The sequence below is a fragment of the Hydrogenophaga pseudoflava genome (genome assembly GCF_031020795.1).
Classification (GTDB): domain Bacteria; phylum Pseudomonadota; class Gammaproteobacteria; order Burkholderiales; family Burkholderiaceae_C; genus Hydrogenophaga; species Hydrogenophaga pseudoflava_A.
In genome coordinates this window covers 254,834-274,977 of record NZ_JAVHJP010000005.1, presented here as the reverse complement: position 1 = coordinate 274,977, position 20,144 = coordinate 254,834, and the positions used below count along the sequence as shown (strand labels likewise).

Annotated in this window: 20 protein-coding genes; 14 read left to right on the top strand and 6 right to left on the bottom strand. The window is 69.2% G+C overall.

Annotated elements, in window-relative coordinates:
- Position 1 precedes the first annotated feature (1 nt).
- The 5 genes from RCO38_RS17650 (at position 2) to RCO38_RS17630 (ending at position 6,065) form a co-directional block, all read left to right on the top strand.
- Complete coding sequence (locus RCO38_RS17650) at positions 2 to 907, top strand: ABC transporter permease (RefSeq protein ID WP_308329662.1); 906 nt, start codon at positions 2 to 4, stop codon at positions 905 to 907.
- Positions 907 to 1,767 (top strand): ABC transporter permease, encoded by an 861-nt coding sequence (locus RCO38_RS17645; protein ID WP_308329661.1) that lies wholly within the window; start codon positions 907 to 909, stop codon positions 1,765 to 1,767. Before RCO38_RS17650 ends, RCO38_RS17645 begins: the two co-directional genes overlap by 1 nt.
- A 28-nt stretch (positions 1,768 to 1,795) precedes the next feature.
- Entirely contained in the window at positions 1,796 to 3,121 is a 1,326-nt protein-coding gene (locus tag RCO38_RS17640; RefSeq protein ID WP_308329660.1) for a hypothetical protein, read from the top strand.
- A 120-nt stretch (positions 3,122 to 3,241) separates the two neighbouring features.
- Positions 3,242 to 4,720 (top strand): aldehyde dehydrogenase, encoded by a 1,479-nt coding sequence (locus tag RCO38_RS17635; RefSeq protein WP_308329659.1) that lies wholly within the window; start codon positions 3,242 to 3,244, stop codon positions 4,718 to 4,720.
- Between the two features lie 4 nt (positions 4,721 to 4,724).
- Positions 4,725 to 6,065: a type III glutamate--ammonia ligase gene (locus RCO38_RS17630; protein ID WP_308329658.1), complete on the top strand. Its 1,341-nt coding sequence runs from the start codon at positions 4,725 to 4,727 to the stop codon at positions 6,063 to 6,065.
- A gap of 21 nt (positions 6,066 to 6,086) precedes the next feature.
- On the opposite strand, the gene RCO38_RS17625 is transcribed toward RCO38_RS17630, so the two are convergent.
- The 3 genes from RCO38_RS17625 to RCO38_RS17615 all read right to left on the bottom strand — a co-directional run bounded on the left by RCO38_RS17625 (position 6,087) and on the right by RCO38_RS17615 (position 8,003).
- Positions 6,087 to 6,860: a class II aldolase/adducin family protein gene (locus tag RCO38_RS17625; RefSeq protein ID WP_308329657.1), complete on the bottom strand. Its 774-nt coding sequence runs from the start codon at positions 6,858 to 6,860 to the stop codon at positions 6,087 to 6,089.
- A gap of 200 nt (positions 6,861 to 7,060) precedes the next feature.
- A complete protein-coding gene (locus tag RCO38_RS17620; RefSeq protein WP_308329656.1) occupies positions 7,061 to 7,249 on the bottom strand; it encodes a YgaP family membrane protein in 189 nt (62 codons plus the stop codon).
- Positions 7,250 to 7,349: 100 nt separating this feature from the next.
- Positions 7,350 to 8,003, bottom strand: coding sequence for a Crp/Fnr family transcriptional regulator (locus RCO38_RS17615; RefSeq protein WP_308329655.1), 654 nt, complete (start codon positions 8,001 to 8,003; stop codon positions 7,350 to 7,352).
- 137 nt (positions 8,004 to 8,140) lie between these two features.
- Here RCO38_RS17615 and RCO38_RS17610 point away from each other — a divergent pair, with 137 nt between their 5' ends.
- The 4 genes from RCO38_RS17610 to RCO38_RS17595 all read left to right on the top strand — a co-directional run bounded on the left by RCO38_RS17610 (position 8,141) and on the right by RCO38_RS17595 (position 10,892).
- A complete protein-coding gene (locus RCO38_RS17610) occupies positions 8,141 to 8,695 on the top strand; it encodes a cytochrome b (protein WP_308329654.1) in 555 nt (184 codons plus the stop codon).
- Positions 8,696 to 8,714: 19 nt separating this feature from the next.
- Positions 8,715 to 9,278 (top strand): YceI family protein, encoded by a 564-nt coding sequence (locus RCO38_RS17605; protein WP_308329653.1) that lies wholly within the window; start codon positions 8,715 to 8,717, stop codon positions 9,276 to 9,278.
- A gap of 47 nt (positions 9,279 to 9,325) precedes the next feature.
- A complete protein-coding gene (locus RCO38_RS17600) occupies positions 9,326 to 9,898 on the top strand; it encodes a YceI family protein (protein ID WP_308329652.1) in 573 nt (190 codons plus the stop codon).
- Between the two features lie 91 nt (positions 9,899 to 9,989).
- A complete protein-coding gene (locus RCO38_RS17595) occupies positions 9,990 to 10,892 on the top strand; it encodes an alpha/beta fold hydrolase (protein ID WP_308329651.1) in 903 nt (300 codons plus the stop codon).
- On the opposite strand, the gene RCO38_RS17590 is transcribed toward RCO38_RS17595, so the two are convergent.
- Entirely contained in the window at positions 10,867 to 11,151 is a 285-nt protein-coding gene (locus RCO38_RS17590; RefSeq protein WP_308329650.1) for a YkgJ family cysteine cluster protein, read from the bottom strand. The two genes, RCO38_RS17595 and RCO38_RS17590, sit on opposite strands and share 26 nt — an antisense overlap.
- Positions 11,152 to 11,232: 81 nt before the next feature.
- Between RCO38_RS17590 and mprF the strand changes: the two genes are divergently transcribed.
- Entirely contained in the window at positions 11,233 to 13,794 is a 2,562-nt protein-coding gene (gene mprF / locus RCO38_RS17585) for a bifunctional lysylphosphatidylglycerol flippase/synthetase MprF (protein ID WP_308329649.1), read from the top strand.
- A complete protein-coding gene (locus RCO38_RS17580; protein ID WP_308329648.1) occupies positions 13,791 to 15,176 on the top strand; it encodes a virulence factor family protein in 1,386 nt (461 codons plus the stop codon). The genes mprF and RCO38_RS17580 overlap by 4 nt, the downstream gene beginning before the upstream one ends.
- An 18-nt stretch (positions 15,177 to 15,194) precedes the next feature.
- Here RCO38_RS17580 and RCO38_RS17575 read toward each other — a convergent pair whose 3' ends face one another.
- Complete coding sequence (locus RCO38_RS17575; RefSeq protein ID WP_308329647.1) at positions 15,195 to 15,785, bottom strand: NADPH-dependent FMN reductase; 591 nt, start codon at positions 15,783 to 15,785, stop codon at positions 15,195 to 15,197.
- Between the two features lie 45 nt (positions 15,786 to 15,830).
- Entirely contained in the window at positions 15,831 to 16,106 is a 276-nt protein-coding gene (locus RCO38_RS17570; RefSeq protein ID WP_308329646.1) for a TfoX/Sxy family protein, read from the bottom strand.
- Between the two features lie 158 nt (positions 16,107 to 16,264).
- Between RCO38_RS17570 and mnmG the strand changes: the two genes are divergently transcribed.
- From mnmG to RCO38_RS17555, 3 genes are all read left to right on the top strand, one after another.
- A complete protein-coding gene (gene mnmG / locus RCO38_RS17565) occupies positions 16,265 to 18,262 on the top strand; it encodes a tRNA uridine-5-carboxymethylaminomethyl(34) synthesis enzyme MnmG (RefSeq protein WP_308329645.1) in 1,998 nt (665 codons plus the stop codon).
- Entirely contained in the window at positions 18,259 to 18,933 is a 675-nt protein-coding gene (gene rsmG / locus RCO38_RS17560) for a 16S rRNA (guanine(527)-N(7))-methyltransferase RsmG (RefSeq protein WP_308329644.1), read from the top strand. The genes mnmG and rsmG overlap by 4 nt, the downstream gene beginning before the upstream one ends.
- 467 nt (positions 18,934 to 19,400) lie before the next feature.
- Positions 19,401 to 20,015 carry a LysE family transporter gene (locus tag RCO38_RS17555; protein WP_308329643.1) on the top strand — a complete coding sequence of 205 codons (615 nt, stop codon included), beginning with the start codon at positions 19,401 to 19,403 and terminating at the stop codon, positions 20,013 to 20,015.
- Positions 20,016 to 20,144: the final 129 nt, after the last annotated feature.

The window sequence follows — 20,144 nt, the reverse complement described above, 5'->3', positions numbered from 1 at the left end:
CATGGCGTCACCCCTTCCGGTTCCAGGCAAGCGCTTCGTCATCGGCCTGCCCTATGCCTGGCTGTTCGTCTTTTTCCTGCTGCCCTTCCTGATCCTGCTGTACATCAGCTTCGTTCACCAGGGCGAGAGCATCAATCCCTTCAAGCCGATCTGGGACCCGGAGACGGGCATCCTGAGCCTGAAGTACGAGAACTACTGGACCATCTTCCGCGATGGTGAGGGTGGGGCGCTGTTCCAGACCATCTACATCGAGGCCTACCTGCGCTCGATCTGGTACGCGCTGCTCACGGCCCTGCTGTGCCTGCTGATCGGCTACCCCTTCGCCTACTTCATCGCGCGCTCGTCGCCGGCGGTGCGCCCGGCGCTGCTGATGATGGTGATGCTGCCGTTCTGGACCTCGTTCCTGCTGCGCGTCTATGCGTGGAAGGGCATCCTGGCCGACCAGGGCGTGGTCAACAAGCTGCTGATGTTCCTGGGCATCACCAGCGAACCGATCCAGATGCTCTACACCAACGTGTCGATGCTGGTGGGCATGACCTACGTCTACCTGCCGTTCATGGTCCTGCCGCTCTACGCCAACCTGGTGAAGATGGACTTCCGCCTGCTCGAAGCCGCCTACGACCTGGGCACCACGCCGTTCAAGGCCTTCTGGCTGGTGACGGTGCCGCTGTCCAAGGCCGGCATCATCGCCGGCTTCATGCTGGTGTTCATCCCGGCCGTGGGCGAGTTCGTGATCCCCTCGCTGCTGGGCGGGCCGGAAAACATCATGATCGGCCGTGTGGTCTGGGACGAGATGTTCACCAGCAACAACTGGCCGCGCGCCTCGGCGCTGGCGGTGGTGATGATCGCGCTGATCATCGTGCCGCTGGCGATCTATTACCACTACACCGCCGAGGAGAAGAAGTGATGAAACGGATTCTCGAAAAACACTTCGGCAAGGCCTGGATGGCGCTGGTCTACCTGTTCCTGTACCTGCCGCTGTTCTTCATGATCGTGTTCAGCTTCAACAGCACCCGGCAGGACGCGAACTTCACCGGCTTCTCGCTGCGCTGGTACGAGGCGCTCACGCGCGACACCAAGATCGTCGAGGGCTTCTGGCTGTCGGTGAAGGTGGCCGCGGTCACGGGCCTGCTCTCGGCCATCCTGGGCACCTTCGCCGCCTTCGTGCTGGTGCGCTACCGCAAGTTCCTGGGGCGCACCGTCTTCTCGGGCATGGTGAACGCGCCGCTGGTGATGCCCGAGGTGGTGATCGGCCTGTCGCTGCTGCTGCTGATGGTGGGCGCGCAGAACGTCTTCGGCTGGCCCGAGCGCGGCATGCTGACCATCATCCTGGGCCACACCCTGCTGGGCATGGCCTACGGCATGGTGGTGATCCAGAGCCGGCTGATGGAGATGAACCGCAGCATCGAAGAGGCCGCGATGGACCTGGGCGCGCGGCCCCACGAGGTGTTCTTCCTGATCACGCTGCCCAACATCTTCCAGGGCATCCTGGCCGCCTTCCTGCTGAGCTTCACGCTGTCTTTCGACGACGTGGTGATCTCCGAATTCCTCTCCGGCCCCGGCGTCTCCACGCTGCCTCAGGTGATCTTCGGCTACGCCCGCCGCGGCATCAACCCGACCATCTACGCCGCGGCCACGCTGCTGATCACCACGGTGACCATCGTGATCATCGGCTACAGCGTCTGGGTGGCGCGCCAGACGCGCAAGCGCGAACGCGAGATCCAGGCGGCCACGCGGGCCGAGCTGGCGGCGCTGTCGGCGCGCTGAGCCGTCCGCACGAACCCGTCGCCGCACTGTGTCCCTGCGCGACAGCCGCCTCTGGCTGCTGCTCCTCTACGCCCTGCACGCAGCGGTCCACCAGGCCGGCTTCCACGCCGTCTGGCTGGACCCGGACCAGCTGGTGGTGGCCGATCAGGCCGCCTGGATGGCGCGCGGCGAGTTCCACGAGCCCTTCTTCTACGGCCAGGCCTATCTGCTGCCCTTCGAGGCCTACCTGGCCGTGCCCGCGGTGTGGCTGGGCCTGGACCCGCTGGTGGCGGTCAAGGCGGTGGCGGCGCTGAGCTTCTACCTGCCCTGGGTGCTGACCACCTGGTGGCTGGGCCGCGAGCGGCCCTGGGCGGCGCTGGCCGTGACCACGCTGTTCCTGGCGCTGCCGCTGGAGTACACGCTGGCCGCGGCGCTGCCGCGCGGCTTCATCACCGGCATCGCGCTGGCCTGGCTGGGCCTGGCCCTGCTGCTGCGCCCGGCGGCGCCGTCGGCCGGGGCGCAGATCGGCTGGGCGGCGCTGGTGGGGTTCTGCACCGGTTCCTATATGAGCAATGTGCTGATGCTGCCGGCCCTGGTGTTCCTGCCCGACCGGCGGCGCTGGCTGCTGGCCGGGGCCGGGCTGGTGCTGGGCCATGCGCTGTTCAAGGCGCTGGGCCTGTTCTATGTGTGGAACCCCGACCATGTGGTGCACCGTTTTCCCGACCTGTTCTTCCGGCCCGGCTACCTGCTGGGCAACCTGCAGAACCCCGACGTGGTGGTGGCGCTGGGCGGCCTGCTGCTGCTGGGCCTGGGCGCCGGGGCGCTGGTGGTCCGGGCTGAGCGTCGCGACCCGGCGTCGCTGGCGGGCGCGGACGGCTGGCGCTGGGCGCTGGGCGCTGCGGGCCTGCTGCTGCTGATCGCGCTGATGGTGAGCAACAACAAGTTCGCCGAATACAACGCCGGCTCACCCTTCTTCTCGCTCTACCGGATGATGCTGCCGCTGCCCTTGCTGGCGCTGTTGGTGATTGCGCGCTGGGCGCCGACCGGTCTGGCCTGGCGGGTGCCGCTGTGGGGTGGGCTGGCGCTGGTGGTGGCGCTGGCCGGGGTGCAGCTGGGGCGCTTCGTCTTGGGCCAGGAGCGCTTCATCGAGGCCGCGACCACGCTCGAACCCGTGACCCGCGACAAGGTGCGCCGCGTCTGCAAGCGGCTGGCGCAGGACTGGCGCCGCAGCGGCGAGCCGTATGTGGTGCTGCGTGGTCGCGACGACGTGCTGGCCTACGGCTGCCATGCGCTGTACGGGGTGCCGGTGGTGCAGAGCGACTACGAGCGGCGCACCTGGCTGCGGCGGCGGTTCGAGCGGGACGCGGCGCACTGACCGGGCGCTCCGTGCGCCGCCGCTGAGTCCACTCCGGCTCTCCGGGTGTTCCAAGTGGACGCAACAATTGGCCGGATGCTGCCTTAGCATGGTGCCACTTCAATGTGGAGACCCGTGCCCATGTCCGACACCACCATCCCTTCCTTCGACGGCCGCGCCCTCATCAACGGTGAGCGCGTCGCCGCGCGCGATGGCCAGACCTTCGACTGCATTTCCCCGGTCGACGGCCGCGTGCTGACCCAGGTGGCCCGCTGCGGCCAGGCCGACATCGACGCCGCCGTGGCCGCCGCCCGCGCCGCGTTTGAAGACCGCCGCTGGGCCGGCAAGGCGCCCGCTGCGCGCAAGCGCACCCTGATCAAGTTCGCCGAGCTGATCCAGGCCAATGGCGATCTGCTGGCACTGACCGAGTCGCTCGACATGGGCAAGCCGGTGAAGTACGCCAAGGGCGTGGACGTGAACAGCGCGGCCAACTGCATCCGCTGGTACGGCGAGGCGGTGGACAAGGTCTACGACGAAATCGCGCCCACGCCCGACACGGCGCTGGCCCTGATCACCCGCGAGCCGGTGGGCGTGGTCGGCGTGATCGTGCCCTGGAACTACCCGATGATCATGGCCGCGTGGAAGATCGCGCCGGCCCTGGCCGCGGGCAATTCGGTGGTGCTCAAGCCGTCGGAGAAGAGCCCGCTGACGGCGCTCAAGCTGGCCGAGCTGGCGCTGGAGGCCGGCATCCCCGCCGGCGTGTTCAACGTGGTGACGGGTCTGGGGCCCGAGGCCGGTTCGCCGCTGGCGCTGCACATGGACGTGGACTGCATCGCCTTCACCGGCAGCACGCGCGTGGGCAAGCAGATTCACGTGATGGCCGGGCAGAGCAACCTCAAGCGCGCCTGGACCGAGCTGGGCGGCAAGTCGCCCAACATCGTGTTCGCCGATTGCCCCGACCTGGACAAGGCGGTGGAGGCCTCGGTGGGCAGCATCTTTTTCAACCAGGGCGAGAGCTGCAACGCGCCCTCGCGCCTGTTCGTCGAGGCCTCGATCAAGGAGGCTTTCTTGGAGAAGGCGCTCAAGCTGGTGCCCCAGTACCAGCCGGCCAATCCGCTGGACAAGAACACCGTCATGGGCGCCATCGTCGACCAGGTGCAGCTCGACAACGTGATGCGCTACATCGGCCTGGGCCAGAGCGAAGGCGCGAAGCTGCTGGCCGGTGGCGAGCGCGTGGCGCCCGTGGCCGGCGGCTGCTACGTGCAGCCCACCATCTTCGACGGCGTGACCAACAGCATGACGATCGCGCGCGAGGAGATCTTCGGCCCGGTGCTGTCGGTGCTCTCGTTCACCGACGCGGCCGACGTGGTGAAACAGGCCAACAACAACATCTACGGCCTGCAGGCCGCGGTGTGGACGCGCGACATCAACAAGGCCCACGGCGTGGCGCGTGCGCTGCGCGCGGGCACGGTGCACGTGAACCAGTACGACGAGGACGACATCACGGTGCCTTTCGGTGGCTTCAAGCAGAGCGGGGTGGGGCGCGACAAGTCGCTGCACGCGTTCGACAAGTACACCGAGACCAAGACCACCTGGATCCGCATCGACAGCCCGGTGTGACGCGATGACGCCCATGTTCACGCTGGCGCAGCGCATCGAGGCCCTGCACGTGCAGGGCGTGCATTCGGTGATGGCCACCTTCACCGACCTGCACGGCGTGCCCAAGGGCAAGCTGCTGCCGCTGGAGGCGCTGCCTGCGGCGGTGGCCAGCGGCGCGGGCTTCGCCGGCCCGAGCATCGTGGGCACCGGCCTGCCGCGCATGGGGCCGCGCAGCGAATACCACGGCCGCGTGGTGCCCGACAGCTTGCGGCCGCTGCCCTGGCTGCCGGGCGTGGCGCACGCGGTGTGCGACGGCTTTGCGGGGGGCGAACCCCTGGACACCTGTTCGCGGCAGGTGCTGCAGCGACAACTGGCGCGGCTGCGCGAGCGCGGCTGGACCTTCCATGTCGGCATCGAACCCGAGTTCTTCCTGCTGCGCCGCGGCGAGGACGGCCGATGGGGCGTGGCCGATGCCGAGGACAGGCTGGACAAGCCGTCCTACGACCTCAAGGCCATGGTGCGCAACCACGGCTTTCTGGACGACATGCGCCGCCACCTCACAGCCCTGGGCTTCGGGCTGCAGCAGACGGACCACGAGGACGCCACCGGCCAGTACGAGATCAACTACCGCCACGACGAGGCGCTCGCCGCGGCCGACCGCTTCCAGCTGTTCAAGCTGACCGCGCACGCCGTGGCCGACCAGCACGGCATGGTGTTCTCCTGCATGCCCAAGCCACTGGCGAACGCGCCGGGCAGCGGCCTGCACTTCCACATCAGCCTGACCGACGAACTGGGTTGCCCGCTGATGGCCGATGCCGGCGGTCCGATGGGGCTGAGCCCGCTGGGCCTGCGCTTCGCCGCGGGCTTGCTCGAACACGGCGATGCGCTGGCAGCGCTGTGCGCGCCCACGGTCAACAGCTACAAACGCCTGGCGGTCAGCGAGAGCGCCTCGGGCACCACCTGGTCACCGGTGTGGAAGGCGGTGGGCGAGAACAACCGGACCTGCGTGTTGCGCACGGTGGAGGGCCGGCTCGAATGGCGGCTGCCCGACGCGTCGTGCAATGTCTATGCGGCGCTGGCGGCCACGCTGGCCGCGGGGCTGGACGGCATCGACCGCGACCTGCCGGCGCCCGAGGCCTGCGACGCCGACCTGTACCAGCGCCACGCGGCAGGCGACCCGATGCCGCCACGCCTGCCGCGCGACCTGCACGAGGCGCTGGCCGCGCTGCGCGCCGACGCCCTGCTGCGCGACGACCTGGGCGAGGCCTTCTGCGAGCAGTTCCTGGCGCTCAAGCGCGCCGAGTGGGACGCCTACGCGCAGCAGGTGAGCGACTGGGAACTGGAGCGCTACGCGGACGGGTTCTGAGACCGCTCAGGCCGAGTCTGCTCAAGTCTTGTACGACGGGTCGCTGCGGTCCAGCTTGCGCAGCAGCGCGGGCCAGGCGAGCATCGCGCCCTGGCCCGCGGTCGCGATCTTCATCACCTCGGCCATGCCCGCGAGGATGCGTGGGTCCACCTGGGTGAGTTCACCGCCGCCGGCCAGCGCGTCGATCTGGATGCGGCAGGTGTTCTCGAAGGTGTACATCGAGAGGAAGGCGTCGGGGATCGACGTGCCGACGGTCAGCAGGCCGTGGTTGCGCAGCACCAGGAAGTTGGCGCGGCCCAGGTCGGCCTGCAGGCGCGGCTTCTCGTCGGGGCGGAAGGCCACGCCTTCGTAGTCGTGGTAGGCCAGCGAGGCGAGCACGAAGCTGCTCTGCTGGCTGATGGGCAGGATGCCGGCCTTCTGCGCGCTGACCGCCACGCCCGCGCGGGTGTGGGTGTGCAGCACGCACTGCACCTCGGGCCGTGCCTCGTGCACCGCGCTGTGGATGACGAAGCCGGCCGGGTTGACCGGGAAGGGCGAGTCGATCAGCTTGTTGCACTGCATGTCGACCTTGACCAGGCTGGACGCCGTGATCTCGTCGAACATCAACCCGTAGGGGTTGATCAGGAACTGGTGCTCGCCGCCGGTGACGCTGTCGGGCAGCTTGGCGCTGATGTGGGTGAACACCAAGTCGGACCAGCCGTAGGCGGCCACGAGCCGGTAGCAGGCCGCGAGGTCGCAGCGCAGCTGCCATTCCTCGGCGCTGACCGAGTCCTTGAGCGAAGGGATGTTGAGCATGGCGTGTCTCCTGCGCCGCGTCGGGGTGCGCGGCTGGGCGGACATGGTCGCGCGGACACGGCATGCGGGCTGTCGCAGGACGGACAAGCCAGGTGTCAGGAGCGAAGTGCCTGGCTCCAGCAATCACGGCGGAACCGGCTTCGCCGGGCCGCACATGATGTTCCCCCTCAAGGGGGGAAGCCGCGCAGCGGCGCAGGGGGTTACCTGGTTTTACAGGTATTGAAGCCGAGCAGGGCATACGGCGGGCACCAGCCCACCAGGCCGGTGAGCAGGGGCACGACGCCGATGTAGCCCCAGACGCCGACAGCGCCGGTGGCGGCGGCCGCGATGAGGGCGAGGCCGACGACGATGCGGAGGGTGCGGTCGACGCCGCCAACGTTCTTGGTCATGTGAAGCTCCTGTGAGTGAAAGAGGGTGCGGACGTATTGGAGCCGTGGTGGCCCCGTCCGGTCTGTGACCACGGTCACACAGGAAAAAGCCAGGCCCGGCTCAGGCGGGCTGGCCGGCGGCGAGCGTGCGCAGACCGGCGCTGTCCTTGATCGTGATGCTCTCGCGCGAGAGTTCGACCAGGCCGTCGCGCTCGAAGCGGTGCAGCAGCCGCGTGACAATCTCGCGCACCGTGCCCAGCTCGTCGGCCAGGGCCTGGTGGGTGGTCCTGAGCGTCTGGCCGTGGCCGAGCAGGGCGCCGGCCAGGCGGCTGTCCAGGCGCTGGAAGGCGATGGCCTCGATCAGGCCGGTGAGGTCGGCCATGCGCGCCGCGAACAGGCCGAGCACGTATTCGCGGAAGCCGGTGTCGGCCAGCGCGGCCTGGAAGTCCGGCGGCGGCAGCAGGCACAGCGTGGTCTCGCTGGTGGCGACGCCGCGCGCGGTCAGCGGCTGGTGGGCGAACAGGCCGGCCGAGGACACCAGGCACATCTCGCCGGGCGCGACCCGGTAGAGCTCCAGCTCGCGGCCATTGGGGGCGCTGCGCGAGACCTTCACTTCGCCGGCCAGCACCAGCGGGAAGCCCTGGCAAGGGTCGTTCTCGCGGAACAGCCGGGTGCCGGCGGGCACGGTCATCGGTGCGAGTCGGGCCACCACTCCCGGCAGTGCAGCCAGTGCCGGGTACAGCGTCAGCAGGTCGGGCGGGGCGGTCTGGGACATGCGGCGCATTGTAGGTGCGGGGGGCGTGTCCAGAGGGTGGAGATGCGAACGCGCGGCCAAAGTTCATTCGAATTTTTTGAATTCAGGCTTCAAGCGCTTTCGACCTGAGCGGGCAGGCCCCTCCCTACACTGCCGCCATGGCTACCTCCTCCATCACCCGCTACCACCCGCTGGCCCGGACCCTGCACTGGGCGCTGGCCCTGCTCATCGCGGGCAACTTCGCGCTGGGCATCTACATGGCGGACCTGCCCTTCTCGCCCGCCCGGCTGCAGTACTACAGCTGGCACAAGTGGGCGGGTGTGCTGGTGCTCGCTTTCTCGGCGTTCCGCCTGCTGACACGCATCCTGAAATCGCCACCGGCACTGCCCTCGGCCATCGAGGCGGCCATGCCCGGCTGGCAGAAGCTGGCCCACCACGCCACCCACATCGGCCTCTACGCGCTGTTCTTCGCGGTGCCGCTGAGCGGCTGGGCCTTCAGCTCGGCCGCCGGTTTCCCGGTGGTGCTGTTCGGGGTGCTGCCGCTGCCCGACTTTGTGCCGGTGAGCGAAGGCCTGGCCGACGCGCTCAAGGAAGCCCACAAGATCGCGGCCCTGTCCATGGCCGGCCTGGTGCTGCTGCATGTGGCCGGAGCGCTCAAGCACCACTTTGTCGATCGCGACGGCCTGATGTCCCGCATGGGTTTCAGCCGCTGACCTTCCCAGGAGTCTTTTCATGAACACCCGTCTTCTTTCCCTGGCGCTGGTCGCCGCAAGCGTCTCGCCGCTGGCCGTGCAGGCGCAGCAGGCCCTCGTGCCCGCCCAGAGCGAGGTCGCCTTCACCAGCCGCCAGATGGGCGTGCCGGTGGACGGCAAGTTCAAGAGCTTCAGCGCCCAGGTGGCGTTCGACCCGGCCAAGCTGGCCAGCAGCAGCATCGCCTTCACCGTGGACACCGGCAGCGCCGACATCAGCCGCGAGGCCAACGCCGAGTTGCCCAAGGCCTCCTGGTTCAACGTGGCCCAGTTCCCCAAGGCCACCTTCCAGTCCAGTGCCATCAAGCGCATCGACGCCACGAAGTACGAAGTCGCTGGCAAGCTGAGCATCAAGGGCGTGAGCAGCGACGTGGTCGTGCCGGTCACGCTGGCGCAGAACGGCGCCACCACCGTGGCCAGCGGCGCCTTCCCGATCAAGCGCCTGACCTTCCGCATCGGCGAGAAGGAGTGGGCCGACACCTCGATGGTCGCCGACGAGGTGCAGGTGAAATTCAAGATCGCCCTGACCGGCGTGCCCAAGCTCTGATGTCCGTTTCCCGTTTCCGTTTCCAACCTCAATCCAGGAGTTCAACCATGCGCAAGTCCCTGTCCCTGCTGGCCGCCGCGGCCGTGCTGTCCACCGCCGGCGTCGCCCAGGCCGCCGACTACGCGATCGACCCGACCCACACCTTCGCCACCTTCGAGATCGGCCACTTCGGCGCCACGACCAACCGCGCCCGCTTCGACAAGAAGGAAGGCAAGGTCAGCTTCGACAAGGCGGCCAAGACCGGCAAGGTCGACATCAGCCTCGACATCGCCTCGGTGAACTCCGGCACCGCCATGTTCGACAAGCACCTGGCCAGCGCCGAGATCCTGAACGCCGAGAAATTTCCCAAGGCCCAGTTCGTCTCCAGCAAGTTCGTCTTCAGCGGCGACAAGGTCTCGGCCGTGGAAGGCAACCTGACCATCGCCGGCAAGACCCAGCCCGTCGCCCTCAAGGCCACGCAGTTCAACTGCTACGACAACCCCATGCTCAAGCGCGAAGTCTGCGGCGGCGACTTCGAGGCCACCATCGACCGCACCGCCTTCGGCGTGAATTACGGCATCGACTGGGGCTTCCCCAAGAACGTGCGCCTGGTGCTGCAGGTGGAAGCGGTCAAGCAGTAATCCCTGCGCCACCGTCCCCGGACAAAAGGCCCGCTGTTGCGGGCCTTTTGTTTTTGGGCTGGGGTACAAACGGGCGATGAACACAGGGACCATGAACACCATCCACTGGGAGCCGCGGCGCGTTCCTGTGCCCGGGCTGGGCGATCTGTTCAGCGACGCCGGCGGGCCGTCCGACGGGCCGCCGGTGCTGCTGGTGATGGGGGCGATGAACCCGGCGCATTTCTGGCCGCCGGGCTTCGTGGCGGCGCTGGTGCAGGCCGGCTGCCGGGTGCTGCGCTATGACCACCGCGACACCGGCCGCTCCTTCGTGCACCCGCTGCACGCGCCGCCGTATGCACTGGGCGACCTGGTGGCCGATGCACTGCGCGTGCTTCATGCATGGGGTCTGGCGCGGGCGTCGGTGTTGGGTTGGTCCATGGGCGGCTACATCGCGCAGCACCTGGCGCACGAACACCCGCAGCGCGTGGACCGCCTGGTGCTGCTGGGCAGTTCGCCCGACCACCGGCCCTACATGGCCGCCACGCTGGGGCGGCCGGTGCCCACCGACGGGCTGCCCGGGCCGGCACCGGGTTTTCTGCAGGCCTTGCTGGAGACCTCGGTGCGCGCCCGCGGCCTGCCGCCAGACGAGGTGGCCGTGCGGGGTTGGTCGGTGTTCCATGGCGGCTCCCACCCGTTCCCCGCCGACACCGTGCGCGAACAGGCTCGCGCGGCGGCCTCGGCCGGACACCAGCCGCTGGCCGCCATGCAGCACGCCCTGGCGGTGGACCGCGCGGCGCCACGCACCGGCTGGCTGCCGCAACTGCGGGTGCCCACCCTGGTGCTGCACGGTGCCGAAGACCCCTGCCTGCCCCTGGCCCACGGTCAGGCGCTGGCGCGGTTGATTCCGGGGGCCCGTCTGACGGTGCTGGACATGGGGCACCTGCTGCCGGACGCGCTGGCGGCGCCGGTGGGTGCCCAGGTGGCCGACTTCATCTGCGCGAAATCGGTTGTGTAGCCTGCTCCAGCCGCTGCAGAAAATGCAGCGCGTGTTCGCGGGTGTCGCCGCACATCTCGGCACTGGGCGGCAGTGAGCCACACACCGCAGGCCGCTCGGGGCGGCCGAACAGGCGGCAGCGCAGGGCCTCGTCCAGGTGGGGGCAGGGCATGCCCGCTGGCTTGCCGCCCGGCAGGCCCGGCAGGGGGCTGCTGATCGAGGGCGCGATGCAACACGCCGCACAACCGGCGCGGCAGGGCGGCGAAGAGCTCAAAGCCATGGCACCATTGTCGCCTTTCGGGCGGCTGGGCTCCCCGGTTTCAAGGTCTGCATGTCGTCCCAACGGTTCTTTTCGAAATGGTTGCTGTCAGCGCCTGAGCTGCTGACCGCGCGTCTGACGCGCTGGCGTTTCTGGCTGCGCCTGGGTGTGGGTTTGCTGCTGTTCGCGCTGGTGGCCGAGGCGGTGCTGCGCGTGCTCAGCGGGTTCAGCTACGGCGCGGTGATGGCGGCAGCCAAGGACACGCCGGCCTGGGACCTGCTCGCGGCGGTGGCGGCCACCGCCCTGAGCTTTCTGGCGCTCACCTTCTACGACCGCTCGGCCTTGCAGTACGCGGGCGCGCGACTGCCCTACCGCGTGGTGGCGCAGACCTCGTTCATCGCCTACGCGCTGTCCAACACGGTGGGGCTGGGCGTGTTCACCGGCGGCGCGGTGCGGCTGCGGCTGTACGGTGCGGCGGGGCTGGAAGCGGGGCAGATCTCGCGCGCCATCGCCTTCAACGCCCTGGGATTCACGGTCGGCATCGCGGTGGTCGGCGCGGCGGCGCTGGTCTGGGGCGCCGAGTCGGTGGCCTCGCTGCTGCGCGCGCCGCCCGAACTGCTGCGCGCCGCCGGGGTGGCAGCGCTGCTGGTGACGGCCGCGGCGCTGGGCGCCTGCCGGCGCGGCGGTCGCTGGTCGTTCCGCGGCTGGACCTTCCGGCTGCCCAGTGCCTCGCTGGCCGGCCAGCAGCTGCTGATTTCCGCGCTGGACGTGGTGGCTGCCGCGGCCGTGCTGTGGGTGCTGCTGCCGGCCGGCGCGGTCGGCTTCCCGGCCTTTGTCGGTTTCTATTCGCTGGCCATCGCCGTCGGCGTCATCAGCCACGTGCCCGGCGGCCTGGGCGTGTTCGAGGCCGTGCTGCTGCTGGCGCTGGGGCAGCAGGTGCCGGCGGACCGGCTGGTGGGCGCGCTGGTGCTGTACCGGGTGATCTACCACCTGCTGCCGCTGGCGCTGGCGCTGCTGCTGCTCGTGGGCTCCTCCTGGCGGCGCGGGGTGTCCACGCCGCTGGTGCGGGCGGCGTCGGCGCTCGCGCCGTTGCTGCTGTCCGCCTTCACCTTTGTCAGCGGCGTGGTGCTGCTGGTCTCGGGCGCCACGCCCGCCACCGAGGACGCCACCGCGCACCTGCGCCAGTTCATGCCGCTGCCCGCGGTGGAGGCGGCGCACTTCCTGGCCAGCGTGATCGGGCTGGCGCTGTTGTTCGTGGCGCGCGGCATGCTGCTGCGGCTGGACGTGGCCTGGTGGGCCGGACTGGTGCTGGCGCTGGCCAGCCTGGTGCTGTGCCTGCCCAAGGGCATCGCGGTGTCCGAGGCGGTGCTGCTGGGCCTGCTGGCGCTGTCGCTGGCGCTGTCGCACCGGCACTTCAACCGGCGGGCGGCGGTGTTGTCGCTGGCCTTCTCGCGCGGCTGGCTGGTGGCGGTGCTGGCCGTGGTGCTGGCGGTGGGGGTGCTGCTGGTGTTCGTCTACCAGGACACGGACTATGTGGATCGCGTGTGGTGGCGGTTCGAGTTCGACGGCCATGCGCCGCGCTCGCTGCGCGCCATGGTCGCCGTGGCTCTGCTGACGCTGTGCGTGGCGCTGGCCCACCTGCTGCACCGCGCGCCGCCCGCGCTGCCGCGGCCCGACGGGGCTCTGCTGGCCCGGGCGCAGGCGGTGGTGATGGCGCAGGAGAGCGCTGGCGCGGGTCTGGCCCTGATGGGCGACAAGAGCCTGATGTTTTCGGAGTCGGGCCGCGCGTTCCTGATGTTTTCACGCAAGGGCCGCTCCTGGGTGGCGCTGTACGACCCGGTGGGCCCGCGCGAGGAGTGGCCCGAGCTGGTGTGGCGCTTCGTCGAGCTGGCGGGCGAGTCCGGCGGGCGCGCGGCCTTCTACCAGGTGCGGCCGCAGGCCCTGCCGGTGTACCTGGACGCCGGCCTGCGGGTCTACAAGCTGGGGGAGTGCGCGACGGTGGAGCTGGCCGGCTTCAGCCTGGAAGGCAAGCGCCGCGCCAACCTGCGCCACGGTGTGGCGCGGGCCCAGCGCGACGGGCTGGGCTTCGAGTGGCTGCCCGCAGGCGCGGCCGAGTCGGTGTTCGATGCGCTGCAGGCGGTGTCGGACGACTGGCTGGGTCGCCAGGACACGGCCGAGAAGGCGTTCTCGCTCGGTGCCTTCAGCCGCGAGTACGTGATGCGCCAGCCGCTGGCGCTGGTGCGGCACGAGGGGCGCATCGTGGCGTTTGCCACCATGCTGGTGACCGGGCTGTCCGCCGAGGCCGCGGTGGACCTGATGCGCCAGCGCGGCGACGCCCCCAAGACCACCATGGACTTCCTGTTCACGCAGATCATCCTGCACCTGCGCGAACAGGGCGTGGCGCGTTTCAACCTGGGCATGGTGCCGCTCTCGGGCATGGCCAGCCACCGGCTGGCGCCGCGCTGGCAGCGCCTGGGGCGCCTGCTGTTCAACCACGGCGAGAACTTCTACAACTTCCAGGGATTGCGTTCGTTCAAGGAAAAATTCGACCCCGTCTGGGAACCCCGCTACCTGGCGGCCCCCGGCGGCCTGTCTCCGTTGCTGGTGCTGTCGGACACCGCCGCGCTGATTGCGGGTGGCTGGCGGCGCGTGATCACCAAATGAAAACCCTGCTTCTCTCGCTCATGCTCGGCGCGGCCCTGGTGCCCGCGGCCGCCCAGGAAACCGTCTCGCACGGCCGTTTCAAAGAGGTGCGGCTCTACCGCCCCAGGGGCGAAGTCAAGACCGTGGCCCTGCTGTTCTCGGGCGCCGGCGGGTGGGGGGCGGGCGGCCCCGGCGCTGCCGCGCAGGTGCTGCTGGACACCGGGGCGGTGGTGGCGGCCATCGACACGCCCTCGCTGCTGGCCAATTTCAACCAGGACGGCGGCGGCTGCGTGGTGCCCGAGGGCGATGTGGAAAACCTCTCGCGCTTCGTGCAGGGCTACGCCCGGCTGCCGGCCTACTACCCGCCGCTGGCGGTGGGCGTGGGGGCCGGCGGCGCGCTGGCCTACGCCATGGCGGCGCAAGCGCCCGAGGGCACCTTCTCCGGCGCGGTGTCCATCGGCTTCTGTCCGAGCCTGCCGCTGGCCAAGCCGCTGTGCAAGGGCGAGGGCTCGGTGTTCCGGGTCAACAAGGAAAAGTCAGCCCTCACTCTTTTGCCAGATACGACCATGCGGACCCCTTGGCTGGCCCTGCAGGGCGCGCAGGACCGCAGCTGCCCGGTGGCGGCGACGCAGGCCTTCGTGAGCAAGGTGCCCAGCAGCCACTGGGTCGGCGTGCCGGGCGTGGGAGAGGACCTGCTCGGAACGGCGGCGGGCCTGTCGGCCTACGAGGTGTCGTACCGGCGCATGGCGACCGAGGTGTCGACCAGCCGGCTCAGCGCCGAGGCCGGCGTCGAGGTGGGCGACCTGCCTCTGGTGGAGGTGCCGTCCGGTGTGGCCTCCGACACGCTGGCGGTGCTGGTCTCGGGCGACGGCGGCTGGGCGGGGCTGGACAAGCGGGTGGCCGCGGTGATGGCCGCCAGGGGCGTGCCGGTGGTCGGCTGGGATTCGCTGCGCTACTTCTGGTCGGCGCGCACGCCGCAGGGTTTTGCCGACGACCTCTCGCGCACCATCCGCGCCTACACCCGGCAGTGGAAGCGCCAGCGGGTGGTGCTGATCGGCTATTCGCAGGGTGCCGACGTGCTGCCGTTTGCCGTCAACCGGCTGCCGGCCCCGGTGAAGGCGATGGTGGTGCAGACCGTGCTGCTGGGGCCGGGTGAGCGCGCGTCCTTTGAATTCAAGCTGAGCAACTGGGTTTCGCGCGATGCCAAGGGCACGCCGGTGCTGCCCGAACTGGCCGGCTTCAACGCGGGCAACGCCACCTGCATCTACGGCACGGAGGACCGCGACACGATCTGCCCGAAGCTGAGCCCCGAGCAGATGACCTTGGTCCCGCTCAAGGGCGACCACCACTACGGCGGCAACTACGACGGGTTGGCCGAGCAGATCCTGCAGCGCAGTCGCTGAAGGCTCGCGGCGCGGTGCTCAGGCGCCGAAGCGCCGGGCCGCCCAGAGCACCTGCTCGACCACGCCGCGCACGTTCTCGCGCGCGGGTTCGGCCACCAGCTGCCCCTCGGGCGTGAAGGCCTCGCCCGCCTTGGACAGGGCGAACTGCTTCGGCGACACCCAGCACTGCAGGTTCATCAGCAGCGGCGCCAGGTGCGAGAGGCTGCGCAGGCCGCCCAGCGCACCGGGCGAGGCCGAGAGCATGCCGACCACCTTGCCCGCGAACGGCTTGGTGCCGCTGGACCAGACCGGGTCGCCCTTGATGGGGCTGGAGACCCAGTCGATGGTGTTCTTCATCAGGCCGGTGTAGCTGCCGTTGTATTCGGGCGAGACCACGATCCAGGCCGGGTGGGCGAAGAAGAGTTCCTTCAGGCGCACCACGTCGCGCGGCGTCCCCTTGGCTTCCAGGTCGGCGTTGTAGAGCGGCACGTCGAAGTCGGCCAGCTCGATGTGGGTGACGGTGGCGCCGGCCTCGCGACCGATCTCGGCGGCCACGGTGGCCAGCTTGCGGTTGAAGGACTGGGCGCGCGTGCTGCCCGCGAAGACGAGGAGGGGGGTGGGGGTGCTCATGGGCGGCATTGTGGCAGCGGGCCGGCGCAGGATTCCTGCGTGGGGCTATCCCGGTTCGGGCCGCTGCGCAGCATCCAGCGCGAGCAGCAAACGGGTGCGCTCTTCGCGGGCGACCACCCGCCAGTCCTCGCCAGTCAGCGCGCCTTCCATCGCCCAGAGCAGGTTGAGGCTGGCGTTCTGTCCGGCGGCCTTGACGCGCAGGTAGGCGTGCACCGAGCCGAGCCGTTCGAGGTCGGCCCGGCCGTGGATGCCGGCGGCGGCCAGCATGGCCAAGGACTTGGGGCCGAGGCCTGGGAGGTCGGACGGTGTGGATGTGGGCATGGGCAAATGATGCGGAGGCTCAGGGCCGGGCGCTATCTAGGACAATAGCGGGTTGGCACGGGCCGGGGCAGGCCTGCCGCCACTGTTTCACGTGAAACACCGCCCATGACCACCGGACCTGCCCGGATGGGCCCGATCCTCCCAAGCGCTCTATATATATGTTGTACCCCCAGGAATTCGATGTGATCGTCGTCGGTGGCGGCCATGCCGGCACCGAAGCCGCGCTCGCGGCCGCGCGCATGGGTTGCGCCACGCTGCTGCTCACCCACAACATCGAGACCCTGGGCCAGATGAGCTGCAACCCCAGCATCGGCGGCATCGGCAAGGGCCATCTGGTGAAAGAGGTGGACGCGCTGGGCGGAGCCATGGCGCTGGCCACCGACGAGGGCGGCATCCAGTTCCGCATCCTCAACAGCAGCAAGGGCCCGGCGGTGCGCGCCACCCGCGCCCAGGCCGACCGGATTCTGTACAAGGCCGCCATCCGCCGCATGCTGGAGAACCAGCCGAACCTGTGGCTGTTCCAGCAGGCGGTGGACGACCTGATGGTGGAGGGCGACCGCGTGGTCGGCGCGGTGACGCAGGTCGGCATCCGCTTCCGCAGCCGCACCGTGGTGCTCACCGCGGGCACCTTCCTGGACGGCAAGATCCACGTCGGCCTGAACAATTACGCGGCCGGCCGCGCGGGCGATCCGCCGGCCGTGTCGCTGAGTGCGCGCCTGAAGGAGCTGAAGCTGCCGCAAGGCCGCCTGAAAACCGGCACGCCGCCGCGCCTCGACGGCCGCACCATCGACTGGTCCCAATGCACCGAACAGCCCGGCGACGGCGTGCCCGGCGGCATGAATCCGGACCTGCCGGTGCCGGTGTTCAGCTTCATGGGCAACACGGCGATGCACCCGCGCCAGATTCCCTGCTGGATCACGCACACCAACCAGCGCACGCACGACATCATCCGCTCCGGTTTCGACCGCAGCCCCATGTTCACCGGCAAGATCGAAGGCGTGGGCCCGCGCTATTGCCCGAGCGTGGAAGACAAGATCAACCGCTTCGCCGACAAGGACAGCCACCAGATCTTCCTGGAGCCCGAGGGCTTGACCACGCACGAGGTCTACCCCAACGGCATCAGCACCAGCCTGCCGTTCGACATCCAGTACGCGCTGGTGCGCAGCATGCCGGGGCTGGAAAACGCCCACATCCTGCGGCCGGGTTATGCCATCGAATACGACTACTTCGATCCGCGCTCGCTCAAGAGCAGCTTCGAGACCAAGCAGATCCAGGGCCTGTTCTTCGCCGGCCAGATCAATGGCACCACGGGCTACGAAGAGGCGGCGGCCCAGGGCCTGTTCGCCGGCCTGAATGCCGCGCTGCGGTGCCAGGGCAAAGACGCCTGGCTGCCGCGCCGCGACGAGGCCTACCTCGGCGTGCTGGTGGACGACCTGGTGACCCAAGGTGTGACCGAGCCCTACCGCATGTTCACCAGCCGGGCCGAGTTCCGCCTGCAGCTGCGCGAGGACAACGCCGACATGCGACTGACCGAACAGGGCAGGGCGATGGGGTTGGTGGACGACGCCCGCTGGGATGCGTTCAGCCGCAAGCGCGACGCGGTTTCACGCGAAACAGAGCGCCTGAAATCCACCTGGGTGAATCCGCGCATCCTGGAGGCGGCCGAGTCCGAGCGGGTGCTGGGCAAGGCCATCGAGCGCGAATACAACTTGTTCGATCTGCTGCGCCGTCCCGGTGTGGGTTACGCCGAGCTGATGGGCATGGGCGAAGGCCGCTGGGCGCCGGCGGCCCAGGCGGGCGACGAAGATGCCCGCCCCGTGGTTTCACGTGAAACACTGGGCGAGCTGCACGACGCGGTGGTGGAGCAGGTGGAGATCGCGGCCAAGTACTCGGGCTACATCGACCGCCAGAAGGACGAGGTGGAGCGTGCCGCCCACTACGAGCACCTGAAGCTGCCGCCCGATCTGGACTACGCCCAGGTCACGGCCCTGTCGTTCGAGGCCCGCCAGAAGCTGGCCAAGCACCGGCCGGAGACACTGGGCCAGGCTGCGCGCATCTCGGGCATCACCCCGGCCAGCGTCTCGCTGCTGATGATCCACCTCAAAAAGGGTGGCTTCAAGGGCTTTGCCCGCACCACCGAGACGCAGGACGCATGAGCGCCGCTGCCCTGAAGCCGGCGCTCGAAGCCGGCGCGCGTGAACTCGGCCTGAGCCTGAGCGACGCCCGGGTGGACCAGCTGCTGGCCTACCAGGACCTGATCGCCAGGTGGAACAAGGTCTACAACCTGACGGCGGTACGCGACCCGCAGGAGATGCTGACGCACCACCTCCTGGACAGCCTGGCCGCCATCCCGCCGCTGTTGCGCCAGACCGGCGGGCAACCCATTCAGCTTCTCGACGTGGGCTCGGGTGGCGGCTTGCCGGGTGTGGTCATTGCGATCACTTGCCCGCAGATCCAGGTGCATTGCGTGGACACGGTGCTCAAGAAGGCGACCTTCATCCAGCAGGTGGCGGCTTCGCTGAAGCTGCCGAATCTGCGCGGGATTCATGCGCGGGTGGAGTCGCTGACGGCTGGACCCGAAGGGCAGGGGGGTGGCGGCTACGACGTGGTCTGTTCGCGCGCCTTTGCCTCGCTGGCGGATTTCACGGCCTGGTCGCGCGCGGCGCTCAGGCCGGGGGCGGTGTGGATGGCGATGAAGGGCAAGCACCCTGCGGAAGAGCTGTCAGCCCTGCCGGCCGATGTGTCGGTGTTTCACGTGGAACAGTTGACGGTGCCGGGCTTGGATGCCGAGCGGTGCATTGTCTGGCTGCGGCCTGCTGTCTCTTGAGCTCGGTGCATTTCGCTCATTGACCTCGCGCCAGGCCATTGGCGACATGCGCGTTCTCCGGCCCACGCTCGCGGGCGAAGACCCGGTTCCGCTGAAACCCTTTCGTCAACACGGGGCCTGTGTGCCGCCGCGTGGGCAACCGCGAATGGGGCCTGCGCCCGCGCACATCGCCAACGGCCTGTGAGCAGCAACGCGTGCGCGCCACCGGTGGCTCGCCCTGGTGTCGCTGAAGGGGGCTGTGGCGTGTGGATGGGCGGCGAGACGATTCGCGGTTGCCACAGAGCCAGCGAACCTGTGTGTTGTTGACGAAGGAATCGGAGCGCTCAGGTCCAGCCGCCCGCGAGCGAGACCAGAGCCCAGCCACACGACGCAGTCCCCTCTGACGCAACGTTGGAGCGAAACGTGGGAAGGAAACACAAGCCCCTCACGTAAACTCGACCGTCTCCACACCCCCCAAGAGAGCCACCATGTTCGGCATCGCTGACTACGGCGCCTTCGTCGCCGCCATCGTCCTGTTCCTCGCCATCCCCGGCCCGGGCAACCTCGCCCTCATCACCTCCACCGGCAAAGGTGGCATCCGGGGCGGCATGGCGGCCACCTTCGGCGTCATCGCGGGCGACCAGGTGCTGATGTGGATGGCGGTCGCAGGCGTGGCCGCGCTGCTCGCGGCCTACCCGACCGCCTTCAGCTTCGTGCAGTGGGCCGGCGCCGCCTACCTCGCCTGGCTGGGCTTCAAGATGCTCACCGCCAAGCCGGGTGATGCGCCCGTCCTCAACATCCGCCCCAGCCAGTTCTTCCAGCAGGCCTTCACCATCACCCTGCTCAACCCCAAGGCCATCGTCTTCTACATGGCCTTCTTCCCGCTGTTCGTCGACCCCGCGCACCACCAGGGCCTGATCACCTTCGGCGCCATGGCGATCACCGTGGCCTTCCTCACCTTCCTCTATGGCCTGACCGCCGTGCTGCTCACCCACTTCCTGGCCGAACGCATGCGCGCCAACCCGCGCATCACCCGGACGCTCAACAAGCTCGCCGGTGTCTTCCTCATCGGCTTCGGCGTCAAGCTGGCCATCTCGAAATGAAGAAACTTCATCTGCAGCAAGCACTGAGCGCCGCCGGGCCGCCCCAAGGCGCGAACGCCCCCATGGGGGGCAGCGACCCGCGCAGCGGCGGAGCGTGGGAGGACATCTGATGGCGAAGATCTTTTGCGT